Annotated in this window: 1 protein-coding gene (running past one end of the window); it reads left to right on the top strand. The window is 73.1% G+C overall.

Annotated features, from left to right (window positions below; genetic code table 11):
- Nucleotides 1-14,392 carry the final stretch of a protein-glutamine glutaminase family protein gene (locus ACTOWY_RS08360; RefSeq protein ID WP_441309130.1) on the top strand. The gene continues 16,643 nt to the left of window position 1, outside the view, so the window shows 14,392 of its 31,035 coding nt (coding positions 16,644-31,035); the start codon falls outside the window, past its left edge; it ends in the stop codon at nucleotides 14,390-14,392.

The raw sequence follows: 14,392 nt of genomic DNA, 5'->3' as shown, positions 1-14,392 counted from the left end.
GTTCCTGGCCAAGCTGCGTGAGCTGAGCGGGCCCTGGGTGAGCTGGGACGTCACCGGCGACACCAGGCCCGACGCCTACGCCGTGGCGGCCGTGCCCGCGGGCTCGAAGTTCACCGAGGGCAAGCCACCGGCGCTGGCCGAGGTGGTGCACGTGTCCGCGGACTCGGTGTTCGGTTTCCCGGTGCGCGGCGGCCTCCGCGACTCCGCGGCGGAAACGGCCGCACTGCGGGACTTCATCGACGAGGTCGAGCGCGGCACCGCCAGGCTGGGCGGGCCGTGGCAGGGCACCGATCCGTTGGTCGTCGCGGTGGACTCCCCGGACGGCAAGCACGTGCGCATCGGGACCGTGGCCGGCCCCGCGCTGGAGCTGGACGGCAGGCAGTTCGGGCGGATGCTGCTGGCGGACCAGGGTTTCCGGCAGCAGCTGGAGACTGATCCGCGGCGGCCGGTGGTGCTGGTGGGCCGCGATGCCGCGGTGCGCAACAACTTCGGCGGGCTCGGCTTCGACTTCGCCGGGGCGCTGCGGGCCGAGGGCTTCTTCCACGACACGCACGCGCCCGACGGCCCGGCCCGGATCGAGGCGGACCGGATCCAGACCGGACCGGGCGTCAGTTTCGTCCGCGTTTCCGAGCTGCGGGCCGGGGACCTGCGCCGGAAGGTGCTGGCCAACCGGGACGGCGTGCCGGTGGCGGTGCACCTGTCCATTGGCGATCAGCGGCAGGACGACGAGGTCGACGTGTGGTCCTGGAACGTCACCGCGGACAGCGTGCGGCGGTCCGCGGTGGCGGGCGGCGCCCGGACGGAGGAAGCGCCCTGGCGGCAGGGCGAACTGCCGCTGTTCGTGCTCGCGAGTTCCGGCGACCTCGGTTACCGGGGCCTGTGGCGGGATCAGACGGATCCCAGGCACGCCATGTCCCTCACCCCGGACCAGCTCGGCCAGGTCCTGCGCGCCGATCCGGAACTGCGGCGGATCCTGGGGCGGGGGATTGGCGTCGGCCGCGACCGGTCGCTCGTGCTGCTGGGACTGGACGGGAAGACCACCGGCGCCCAGAAGTTCGGCAAGTCCCTGCTCAGCGGCGGCTTCTCCCGGTGGATCCACACGCCGAAGGGGGAGACCACCCTGACCCAGGACGGCCGGATCACCTTGACCGGCAACGGTTTCACCTCGCGAGCGCCAATGGTCCCAGGCTCGGGGGACATCGTCACGCACGCCATGGCGAACGAGGCGCTGGGTGTGCACGGGCAGTTCCTGCCGCGCGACGAGACGGACGGCCACCAGATGCACCTGGCCGCCTACCGTGATTCCGCGACCCGGCAGCAGTACTACTTCCGGGAGATCACCGAGCAGGACAGCGCGGGCCAGGACGTCACCCGCAGCGTCGCCTACCTCGCACCGTGGGCGGGGATCCCCGGCCGGTCCTGGTCCCTCGACGGCCACGGTTCCACCGTGGGCTTCCAGTTCGGGCTGCGCACCGACCAGCCGCTGCACATCGGCGACGCCGTCCTGGTCGACGGGGCGGCGGCCGCGACCCTGGTCTTCGGCACCGAGGTGTTCCAGCAGGCGGGCCTGGACCCCGCCGGCCCGGTCCTGCTGGGGCAGTGCTGCTTGAACAAACCCCGCCTGCCGGACCCCACCAGGGCCGCCGAGTTCCAGATCAAGTGGCGGCGGCTCCGCGGTGTTCCGGCGCGGGTGTTCGGCGCCTCCGGGGTGGTCGGGGTGTGGGAGAACGCGGCGACCCGCCAGGTCGAGGACGGTGCCTTCGCCGAGGTGCTGCCCGCGGACGGGGTGGGTCCGCCGGAGGTGCGGATCGCCGATCTCACGATGAGCCGGATCCCGGGGCTGAAGGTGGTTTTCCCCAGGGGGAGCACCATCCTGCCGGGTTCCGAGGTGGCCGAGGTGCGCGGCCTGGCCCGCGCGGTGGCCGCCGCGGCGGCCTGGCGACGGGCCAACAACGTGCCGCCGCCCGAGGTGACCGTCGACGGGTACGGCCACCCCGTCCCGTTCCGCCGGCACCGCGGCCAGGCGAACGGGCAGGCCAGGGCGGACGCGGTCGCCGCGGTGTTCACCGACGAGCTGACCGCCCACGGGGTGCGGCTGGGTGAGCTGGGCCTGGACGTCCGGCCCGAGCACGTGGTGCTGCGCGTGCACGGCCGCGAAGCCGGGCCGCACCAGGACAGCGGCGTCCAGGTCGAGGTGCTGCTCTCCGGGCCCGACGTCGGCGAGCAGGCGCTGCTCACGGCCCAGGCGACCCCCAGGGACGTCGCCGCCACGGACGCGCTGAACCTGGCGCTCGCGGCTCTCACATCGCGGCAGTCCCCGCCCGGCGCACCCCGGCCCGCCACCGCCCGACCCACGACCGCGGTCCCCGGCACCCGCGGACTGTCCTCATCGGACGAATCGACCGAGGGCCGCCAGGCGAAGCGGCCCCGGCACGAGCCGGCCGGGGTGGCGTTCCCGGCCGGCCCGAACGCCCGCGGCGCGCTCGCCTTCGCCCGCGACCCGGCCGAACTGGCCCAGTGGCGGACCGTCTACCAGGGACTGCCCGCGCGTCCTGACCAGCCTGATCCGTTCTACGTCTTCGCCGCCGCCCGTGACTTCGTGCACGGCGCGGATCTGGCCGCCCGGGTCGCCGGTGCCGACGCCTACCGTCAGGCGCTGGCCGCTGATCCGGACCTCACGGTGGTGGTGCTCGGCGCCGATCCCGCCCGTTTCGCCCGCGAGCTGCGCGAGTTCGCTGAGGCGTTGCGTGGTTCTGGTTCCTACCGCGAGGTGCTCGCCGCGGACCAGTCGCGGCCCGGTGGTTTCCAGCGGGTCTCCCGGCTGGGCCTGGCGGATGTGGAGTGGGTGCCGCTGACCGATGTGGGTAAGAAGGTCTACGGCGTCGGTTTCCCCGGCACCGCGGCCGCGAAGCAGGACTGGGCGGCGTTGCCGGAGAAGGCCACCAGTCATTCGCGGCGGCTGATCGCGGAGAAGGACGAGGATGCCGACGACAGCTCAATGGACGGGACCGAGGACTCTTACGACAGCTCGGTGGACGGGACCGAGAGCGAGGACTCCGACGACGGGTTGCGGGAGGGCATCGAGACCGTCGCGCCGTGGTCCCCGGCCACTGCGGCAGGCCGGACCGAGCCGGGCTCACTCATGCTGGAGGCCAAGGATGGCCGGCATGTGGTGCTGCTCAAGGGCAAAGACCGGCAGCTTGAGGTCAGCGGGGATGAGCTGACCGAGCTGGCCCTGGCGACGACCGTGTTCGCCGCGGCAAGTCAGGCTCGGGTGCGGCCGCCGATCGTGCTGGCCACCAACGAGCTGAGCCCAGGTGAAACGGACCCGAACACGGCCCTGCTGGACTCGTTGCGGCGATTGGCCGGACCGTGGCCCGGTCATGCCCTGACCGGCTCGGTCGGCCACGGCGGCTTCGGCCAGCTGACCGTGCGACCGGGCGAGCGGTTCACCGAGATCGGGCTGACCCTCGACGAGGTGAACCACTTCGCCGCCGGGCCGCTGTTCGGCTTCCCGGTCGGGGCGGACCGGGACGCCGCGATCGACTGGTTGCGGCAGTTCGCCGAGAGCACCGGTGGTCCGTGGGGTGACCGGGATCCGATCTACGTCGCACTCGACGGCGCCAGCGGCCACGCGAACGTGGCACTCGGCAATGGCCGGATCGCCGAGACCGAGGGCGACAAGCTCGGCGTGCTGCTGCTGTCGGATCCCGGATTCCTTGCCCTGGTGGCGAATGAGCCGGGCCGGCCGGTCGTGCTCGTCGCCGCGGAGGGCGCGGCGCGGCGGAACCACGGTGGGCTGGGCTTCGATTTCGCCGGCGCGTTGCGGTCCGCCGGCCACTTCAACGACGTCTACGCGCCCAGCGGGCCGGTCCGCGACTCGGCGTTCGAGGTGGTCTCGACCTGGCGGGACGGTGACCTGAAGACGACAGTGTTGTCCAGCGACAACAAGGCCGACATCCTGCTACTGCACGCACCCGGGGACGAGGAGTTCGGCACGGACCTGCGGGCCTGGATCGAGCAGGCCGATGAAGGCGCACTGACCACCTTCCTGGACGCGCACGGGCAACCGCAGGACCTGCCATGGGATGCGGACACACCGCCGGTGTTCATCCTCGCCCAGACCACCGAGCAGGGCTTCGCCGCCCAGCGCGCGGATGGGGCAGCCGCCACCATCTCGGCGACCGAACTGGCCCAGGCGCTGCGAGACGAGCCCGCACTGCGCCGGCTGATGGGCACCGACTGGACCCGCCCGGTCCTGCTGATCGGCTTCGGCGCGCCGGTGACCGGGCTCCGGGAGTTCGCCGCCGCGCTGGTGCCCGGTGGCTATGCCCGCCCGATGTTCGCCCCGGACGGCCGGATCGCCTTCGACCAGCCGGGAGTGCTGCGGGTCGAGCACGGTCGGTTCCACCACGTCGCTGCGATCACGCCCGGACCCGGCGACCTGGTCGGCTACCCGCACGTCCGCGCTGACGGCACGGTGCACGGCCAGTTCTTTCCGACCGAGGACTTCGACGTGCTCTCCGACGCGCTCAACGGCATGCGTTTCGTCGGCGAGATGCAGAACCTTTACCACCGGGAGGTTCCTACCCCCACCCGAGGGCCGAGTGGCAGGCCGCTGCTGAACACCCTTGGACAGAAACAGAAAGTGGGCGCCGCGGCGCCGTGGGCAGGGCGGGACCCGTGGATCGTAGACGGCCACGGCGAAAAGGGGCTCGGTATCGGCTTCGCGATGGCCACCGGGCGGCCGCACGTGCGCGGCGATGTGGTGTGGCTGAACGGATCCGCGGGTGCGCGGGCGATTTTCGGCAGCGAGGTCTACCAGCAGGCAGGCGCCAGGGACGCGGTGCTGCTCGGCCACTGCTCGACCGCTGCCGCCTACCCCGGCCAGTTCTCCGTGGCCTACTTGATCAAGCAGGCAGCCGACCGGGAGTTCGGGCCGGTCACCCTGTGGGGCGCCGATCAGGTGGCCGCGCTGGCGAAAACGGGCAGACGGACCGTGCGTGACAGCGGGATGTTCCACGAGATCGGCGCGCCCGTGGCGTCCCCGCCGCCGGAACTCCCGGCCGCGGGGCCGGGTTCGGGCCCCGTTGTCACCAAGGGCGGCCCGCAACAGCCCCCGGCCAAGCGGCCCCGGCACGAGCCAGCCGCAGTGGCGTTCGCGGCCGGTCCGAACGCGCGCGGCGCGCTCGCCTTCGCCCGCGACCCGGCCGAACTGGCGCAGTGGCAGGCCGTCTACCAGGGGCTGCCCGCGCGTTCCGGTCAGCCCGATCCGTTCTACGTTTTCGCCACCGCCCGCGACCTGGCCGACGGCGCGGATCTGGCCGCCCGGGTCGCCGGTGCCGACGCCTACCGTCAGGCGCTGGCCGCCGATCCGGACCTCCCAGTGGCGGTGCTCGGCGCCGATCCCGCCCGCCACACCGGTGCGTTGCGGGAGTTCGCTGATGCGTTGCGTGGCTCTGGTTCCTACCGCGAGGTGCTCGCCGTGGACCAGTCGCGGCCCGGCGGTTTCCAGCGGGTCTCCCGGCTGGACCTGGCCGATGTCGAGTGGGTGCCGCTGACCGATGTGAGCAAGAAGGTCTACGGCGTGGGCTTCCCAGGGACGGCGGACGCGAAGCAGACCTGGGAGGCGTTGCCGGAGAAGGCCACCAGCCATTCGCGGCGGCTGATCGCGGAGAAGGACGAGGACCTCGACGACAGCGTGCTGAAGGGGACCGAGACCGTCGCGCCGTGGTCCCCGGCCACCGGGGCAGGCCGGACCGAACCGAGCCTGCTCACGTTGGAGGCCAAGGACGGCCGGCATGTGGTGCTGCTCAAGGGCAAGGACCGGCAGCTCGAGGTCAGTGGGGCCGAGCTGGCCGAGCTGACCCTGGCGACCACCGTGTTCGCCGCGGCCGGCCAGGCCGGCGTGCGGCCGCCGATCGTGCTGGCCACCAACGAGCTGACCCCCGGCCAGGTGGACCCGAACACCGCCCTGCTGGACTCGTTGCGGCGACTCGCCGGACCGTGGCCCGGCCACGCCAGGACCGGCTCGATCGGCTACGGCTTCTACGGCCAGCTGACCGTGCAGCCGGGCGAACGGTTCACCGAGATCCAGCTGGCCCTCAACGAGGTGAACCACTTCGCCACCGGCCCGCTGTTCGGCTTCCCCGTCGGGGCCGACCGGGACACCGCCATCAACCGGTTGCGGCAGTTCGCCGAGGGCGCCACCGGCGGTCCGTGGGGCGATCGGGATCCGATCTACGTCGCACTCGACGGCGCCAGCGGCCACGCGAACGTGGCACTCGGCAACGGCCGGATCACCGAGGCCGAGGGCGACAAGCTCGGCACACTGCTGCTGTCGGATCCCGGATTCCGCGCCCTGGTGGCGAACGAGCCGCACCGGCCGGTCGTGCTCGTCGCCGCGGAGGGCGCGGCGCGGCGGAACCACGGCGGGCTGGGCTTCGACTTCGCCGGCGCGTTGCGGTCCGCCGGGCACTTCAACGACGTCTACGCGCCCAGCGGGCCGGTCCGCGACCTGGCGTTCGAGCTGGTCTCGACCTGGCGGGACGGTGACCTGAAAACGTCCGTGCTGTCCAGCATGGAGGACAAGACCGACATCCTGCTGGTGCACGCACCTGGGGACGAGCACTTCGTCGCGACCCTGCATGCCTGGATCGAGCAGGCCGAAGAGGGCGCACTGGCCACCTTCCTGGACGCGCCCGGCCAGCCGCTGGACCAGCCGTGGACCGAGGACTCGCCGCCGGTGTTCATCCTCGCCCAGACCACCGGGCCCGGCTTCGCCGTCCAGCGCGCGGATCAGGCAGGCGCCACGATCTCGGCGACCGAACTGGCCCAGGCGCTGCGGGACGAGCCCGCCCTGCGCTGGCTGGCGGACACGGACTGGACCCGCCCGCTGGTGCTGATCGGCTTCGGTGCGCCGGTGACCGGGCTCCGGGAGTTCGCCGCCGCGCTGGTCCCCGGTGGCTACTCGCGCCCAATGTTCACCCCGGACGGCCGGATCGCCTTCGACCAGCCGGGCGCCCTGCGGATCGAGCACGGGCGGTTCCAGCGGGTCGCCCCGAGCACGCCCGGACCCGGCGAACTCATTGGCTACCCGCACATCCGCGCCGACGGCACGGTGCACGGCCAGTTCTTCCCCACCGAGGACTTCGACGTGCTCTCCGACGCGCTCAACGGCATGCGCTTCGTCGGCGCGACCCAGGACACCTACGAGCGGGAGGTCACCACCCTCGGGCAGCAGCGGATCGTGGGCGCGGCGGCGCCGTGGGCAGGGCGGGACCCGTGGATTGTGGACGGCCACGGTGAAAAGGGCCTTGGCATCGGCTTCGCGATGGCCACCGGGCGGCCGCACGTGCGCGGCGATGTGGTGTGGCTGAACGGATCCGCCGGCGCGCGGGCGATTTTCGGCAGCGAGATCTATCAGCAGGCCGGTGCCAGGGACGAGGTGTTGCTCGGCCACTGTCTGACCGCCGCCGCCCACCCTGGCCAGTTCTCCGTGGCCTACCTGATCAAGCAGGCGGGGGAGCGGGAGTTCCAGCCGCTCACCCTGTGGGGCGCCGATCAGCCGGTCGTGCTGCCGCAGACGGGCAAGCGGCGCGTGCGCGAGGACGGCATGTTCCACGAGATCGGCGTGCCCGTGGCGCCGGTGCCGCCGGAACTGCCCGCCGCGGGGCCGGATTCGGGCCCCGTTGTCACCAAGGGCCGTGCCGGGCGGATCGCCGCCGTCAGCTACCCGCCCAGCGCCAACACCCCCGGCGGCCTGGCCCTGGTGCCGGACCGCTCGCACACCCATGGCTGGCCGCTGCGGATGTACCAGGTGCACGCCGGCTTGGCCGTGGACCGGGAGGGCCCGCTCTACGTCTACCTGGTGGCCACCACGGACGGGTTCCTGGTCGGCGACAGCCGGGACCTGGAAGCGCGCGCGGCGGCCGGGACGATCCTGCGCGACGGCGGGGAGATCGCCGGGGATCCGGGCACCAGGGTGCGGATCGTCCTGCTCGCCCGCGACAGCCCCGACGACGCCTGGCGGCACGCGGCCGACTTCGCCACGGAACTGCGTCACGGAGGCGCGTACCGGCACGTCGAGGCGGCGGTGCTGACCGTCAACCCGGCGGCCGCCGCCGAGCTGCCCGCGGCCGGGGACGCCGACTTCCACCTGGTGTCCACGCCGCGCGCCGAGGAGGTGCGCCCGACCGTGCTGACCAACGCCGAGGGCCACCGCCACGGGTTCAACCTCACCGGCGATCCGTGGCCCGAGCGCGGCGCCAGGAACGCGACCACGCACGCCGAGCGGGTGCTGGCCGTCACCCACTACGACCAGCTGGGCAGGCGGATCGTCGAGGAACACCCGATGCCCGCGCAGTGGCGGCTGGAACCGGGCCGGACCCGGCCGATCGGGATCTACCTGGACGTGGCGCCCTCCGGCGACTTCCGGGTCGGCCTGCCCGCCGGGGTCGCCGTCGAGCGGACCCCGGAGCAACGGGCCGCCGACCTGGCCGCGGACCCTGGATTCGGCCAGGCGATCGGCGGCGGCGTCCGGCCCGCGCTGAACATCGTGGTCCGCGACACCGCGCCGGATGCCCCGCCGCGTCAGCACGTCGAGCGGTTCCTGGCCGAGCTGGGCAGGCGCACCGGCGGGCACTGGGAGAGCAACACCTACTCCGGCCCGGTCGAGTTCGACCCCTACGGCGTGCTGATCATCCCCGAGCCGAACACCTTCCGGCACCGGCCCACCCCGTTCCCCACCCGCGACCTCTTCCATACCGGCCGGGTCTTCGGCCTGCCGGCACCGGAGAACGCGTGGTCGCAGGCGGACATGCGGCCCTTTGCCACCGCGGTCCGGCAGGTCCGTCTCACCGGAGCAGGGCGGGACGGCCGGACACCGCTGTTCGTGCTCGCCGCCGGCTCCGGCCACAGCACGTCCGTGGCGCACCCCGGCGGATTCGTCACCGAGGAGAACGGCTACTGGGCCGGGGACTGGCTGGCCCGGCGGCCCGAGTTCACCGGCGCGCTGCGGCTGCACCCGGGCAGCCCGGTCGTGGTGATCACCCCGAACGGCGCCGCGCACAACGGTTACGGCGGCTTCGGCTTCGATTTCGCCTCCGCACTGCACGCGCACGGCCTTTACCCGGACGTGTACTCGCTCACCGGCGACGGCGGCCTGGCCTGGGACGCCGACCACCCGCCCGAGCTGGCCCTGGTGTCCCAGCCCAGGGCCGGGGAACTGGACGTGCTGCGGATCCGCGCCGCCGACGGCACCCCGCGACTGCTGCTGGTCCGTTCCCCGGGCGATGAGATCCTGGTGGAACGGTTGCGGCAGTGGGCATCGGCGAGCACACCCGGCACCCTGGCCACGGTCACCCTGCCCGCTGGCGAGGCGCCCGCGCCGTGGCGCGGCTCGGCCACACCACCGGTTTTTGTGGTGGCCAGGCGCACGCCCACCGGCTACCTCGGCACCCGCCGCGGCGAGCCGCTGGACCTGAGCCCGCGAGACCTCGCCGGAGTCCTGGGCAACGACCCCACCCTGCGCGGCCTGCTCGGCCGCGGCACCGCGGGCGCCGACCTGGTGCACGGGCAGGAACCCTCGATCGTGCTGGCCGCCCTGGGCGGGACCGTGCTGGGCCGCAAGGAAATCATCGACGGCTTCGCCGACGGCGGCTACTCGCGCACCACCCACACCGCGGCCGGGGAGTTCGACTTCCGGCCCGATGGCACCCTGCGCACCGACCTCGCGGAGTTCCGGTCGGCGCCACCACCGCACCCGAGCGCCGACACCGTGGTCAGGTACCCGGCCGTGCGCGCGGACGGCACGATCGACGGGGAGTTCCTGCCCTCAGAGGACTTCGACCTCCAGGCTGACGCGCTGGCCCACCGGAACACCGACGACGCGGGCAGTCGCTTCTACTTCCAGCAGCAGCTCAACGAGCAGGGGGCCGAGTACGACAACCTGGCCCTGGTCGCCCCGCACCACGACAACACCTGGAAGGTGGTCGCGCACGGCCTGCGGTCCGGCCTGATCGTCGCTCGGAAGACGGGTTTCCCGCACGGCAGGGGCGATGTGGTGACGCTGACCGGCCGGGCCGCCGCCCCGGTGCTGCACGGCAGCGCGACCTTTCTGCAGGCCCATCCGGAGGACTCGCCCTGGCTGGAGGCCAGGGTGTGCTGGCTGAACGCGCCCGCCTACCCCGGCGCGACGCCGGCCGCGTGGTCGATCGTGGACCAGTGGAACCTCGACCTGCCGGACCGGAAGTTGGCGGGCGCCACCGCCGCGAGCAACGTGCTGGAGCTGAAGTACCAGGGCGTCGCGCTCCGGGTACGCGGCGGCGGCACCTTCGCCGAGGTCGGCGTGCCCGAGGGTGAGCAGCCGCTGATCCGGGTCAGGGACCTGCTGGCCGACCGGTTGGACGAGGTGCGGCTGGAGTTCGCGGGGGACCAGGACCCCGCACCCGCCGAGCAACAGGAGGCGTTGCGGGAACTGGCATACCGGACCGCCCGCGCGGCCGCCGGCCGGGCCGTGCTGCAGCCCGGCAGCAGGCTCCCGTCGGTCACCCTGGCCACCGGCGCGCTCGACGGGATGCCGGTGCGGCTGGTCGAGCAGGAGTTCCGGACAGCATTGGCGGCCGAAGCCGAGGTGCTGGCCACACTCGGGTTGTCCTTCGACCTGGCCGACATCCCGATCCACGCGGTCGAGGCGGACGAGCCTGGCACCGGCCGCGAGGTGCTCGTCCAGGTGCACCTGGACAGAGCCACCGCCCACGCCGAGCTGTCCGGCGCCGGGTTCAGCGGCCCACCGCTGGCCAAATCGCCTGCCGCCGACGCCGCCCGGCAGGCGCGGCTGGACCTGCTCACCGACGAGATCGCGCAGATCAACCGGCACCTCGCGGCCTTCCCCGCCGGCTTCCAGACCGAACTGCGCGCCAGGACGCGGGTCTGGACCGAGCTGGGCGAGCGGCTGCGGTCCGGGCCGGACCTCCCCGATCTCACCGACCGGCTGACCGCCGCCCGCGAGCTGACCGGCCGGCTGCGCGCGATCCGGTTGCGGCACCTGGGCGTGATCCACGCCGACGGACTGGAGGTGATCGCGGGCGGCGGACACCCGCTGACCTTCCACCCCGATGGGGTTCCCGGCGGCGTGAGCAGCCGGGCGGACACCAGCCTCGGTTTCACCGTCGAGGTCCAGCCGGCCGACGAGCTGAGACAGGCCATCGAGCAGCGTCCGGAGTGGACGATCGTCTCGGAGTCCGCGCACACCAACGGGATCAAGGTGGTCTCACCGGTCGGCAAGGGCGATCGGGCAGGCTGGACCGGACTCGAGGACGTGCTGGCGGTCATCCGATCCCACCAAGGTCACGCCGGCGGCCAGGTGCACCTCGACTTCGCCGAACAGCTCCAGCCGCGGGAGCACGCCCGGCGCACGCGGCTGGCCAAGGCGTTCGAGGCGATCCGCGACCGCCTGGAGTTCCGGTTCCTCGCCGGCAGCCTGGATCCCGCGGTGTGGCAGGCGCATGCCGAGCTGTCCGCCGCGATGGCGCTGGCCGCCAGGGACCCGGCCCTGCACCGGCGGCTCGACGCGCTGGAAGCCGACCCGAGCAGCACACCGGCCGAACCCGAGGCGGCACTCGAGGTGCTGCTGGGCTTCCTGGAGCTGCTGCCGCTGAGCCCGGCGGCCCAGGAACAGGCCGTGCGGCTGTTCGCCTGGACCGACCAGCTGGACCAGGACGGGTACGCCCCGTATCCGGCCCACCTCTTCGCGGACCGTGCCTATGACCTGTTCGGCACCCCACCGCCCGCCGCTCAGCTCCCGGCCGCCGTGGCGGGACCCGCGCAGCCGGTGGCCGCGGCGGGCCCGCGCGAGGTCGAACTGCTGCTGCTGAACGACGCGCACGGCCGGGAGATCATGCTGGCCACCACCGTCAACGCGACGCATACCCAGCTGATGACCCGCACCGTGGCCAAGTACACCGACCTCGGCTCGCGGACGCTGGTGCTGGAGCGCGAGTTCTCGCCCGGTCAGAAGGTCACCCAGCTCGTCGACGCCGACTGGGCCGACGGCGTCAACCCGGTCCGGATGATGTTCACCGCCGACAACGGTTCGTTCTACGCCATGGGCAAGCGCGGCGCCCCGCAGCGGGTCACCGCCGAGGAGCTGGCCGAGCAGGTCGCGGCCAGCCCGGAGTTCCAGCGGCTGGCCGGCGGAGCGGTCCGGCCCGCGCTGTTGCTGACCACCCACGACACCACCGCGGCGCCCGGCGACCAGCGGCTCAACACGGCCTTCCTGCAGCGGCTGACCGAACTCACCGGTCCCTGGGTGGCCGACCACTACACCGGCCCGGTCGCGCACAACAGGTACGGCGTGCTGCTGCTCAACCAACGGCCGACCAGGTGGACGCCGCTCACCCTGGCCGACATCCAGCACTTCAGCTCCGGTGACACCATCACCTTCACCAACCGGCTGCCGACCTACACGGACAGCCGGATGCCGCTGCTGGTCGGGCTGAGCGGGACCGCGGACACCGCCACGATCACGCTGGCCAACGGGGTGCGCGCCGAGCTGAGCGGCGCCCGGCTCGGCGAGGTGGTGCTGGCCGAGCCCGAGTTCCGCAGGCTGCTGACCGAGAACCCGCTTCGCCCGGTCGTGCTCGAAACCGACGCGCTCGAGGTCAGGGTGGGCCACGGCGGAGTCGGCTTCGACTTCGCCGGCGCGCTGCGGGCGGAGAAGTTCTTCAACGAGGTCCACCTGCGATCCGGCGACGGCAAGCTGACCCTGGTGTCCACGCCCAGGCCCGGCGACCTGAAGACGACGATGATCATGGGGCCGATGGGGCGGCTGGCCGGCATCTTCGTGCACTTCCCCGGCGACGCCGCGGTGTACGACCAGGTGCGGCGCTGGGCGGCCAAGGGCGGGCAGCGCCGCAAGCGGTTCGTCAAGGCCGACGGCCGCTGGGAGCGCTTCCCGTGGCAGCGGGAGCCGGTGTTCCTGTTCGTCGCGCGCAAGGACAACGGCTACCGGGCGCTGCGCGCCGACGACCAGGAACTCCAGCTGGTCCCGGCCGAACTGCCCAGGTACCTGCGGGACGGCGACGACCTGAGGCTCATGCTGGGTCCGGAGGGCGCGGCCAACGGCGTCGAGGGGACCGAGGTCCCGGTGCTGGTGGCGGCCATCGACGGCCCCGTCGCCGACCTCGCCGGGATCGCCGCCGAATTCGTGCCCGGCGGGTACTCGCGGGCCTTCTACGGCCCGAGAGGCGGGCTGACCTTCGAGCGGACCGGCCGCCTGGTCATGGACGGTGACGGGTTCGACCGCATCGACCCGATCCTGCCGGGACCGGACCAGGTGCGCAGGTTCGAGCGGGCGGGCGCCCTGCTGGGCATGCGCGGCGAGTTCTTCCCGAGCAACCCCGAGGACCGCGCGTTCATGGCACTGCAGAGCACCCTGGAGAACCCGGTCCGCAGCCGCATCTACGCCAGTGTCGTGATGCCGCCGCCCGGCCCCGGCCCGCGGTACAAGCGCGTTGGCTGGTTCCTCAGCCCCAGGGGCGCGAACCCCAGCCACGTCTGGGCCGCCACCATGCACGGTGACGCTGACCTGGGTTTCCACTTCTCGATGGCCACCGGCCACCGCACCCGGCTGGGGGACACCGTCGCCATGACCGGGGCCGCGACCTCCGCCATCGTCCTGGGGTCCCAGGCGTTCCGGCGGGCCTTCGCCGGTTCGGCCAACGACGTGGAACTCACCCTGCTCTCGTGCAGTGCCGACGCCCGCGCGGCCGCGACCGGGCGCAGCATCGCCCAGGATCTCCAGGCGAACACCGCCCCGAACGACGCGGTGCGCACGCTCATCGCCGCCGACGGCAGGGTCTCCGCCGTACCTGGCGAGATACTGGGCGTCCAAGGCGGCAGCGGCCACTTCCGGGTGGTGCGGGCGCCGGGCGTGCCGAGGGACGAGCCGGTGTCGCTGTTGCACCTGGCCACCAACAACATCCCGCCGGCCCGGCTGGTCGCCGGCGGCGTGCCCGCTGTGCACCGGACCGCCCGGCTGGCGGCGCGGGCCGCGGTGTGGCGGCTGCGCCGGAACGCGCCGCAACTGACCGTGCTGATCACCGCGTACGGGCCGGACCAGGCGGCGGGCGTGGCGCTGGCCCAGCAGACCGAGGCGGTCTTCCAGGCCGAGTTCTTCGCCGAGTTCGCCCGGCTGGCCGAGTGGGGGCTGCCCAGCCCGCAGACCGTCCCGTACTACTGGTTCGGTTTCGACCTCACCGCCCTGCCCGGCGCGGCAGGCCCCGAGGCCTACGTCGAGGTCATGCTGCCCCCGGTCGAACTGGGCGTGTGGGCACTGCTGTCGGGGGACATCGTGGCGATCGAGCAGGAGTTCGCCCGGCTCGTGGGCTGA

The organism is Crossiella sp. CA198 (genome assembly GCF_052078295.1).
Lineage (GTDB): Bacteria > Actinomycetota > Actinomycetes > Mycobacteriales > Pseudonocardiaceae > Crossiella.
This window is presented reverse-complemented; position numbering and strand designations above follow the sequence as displayed.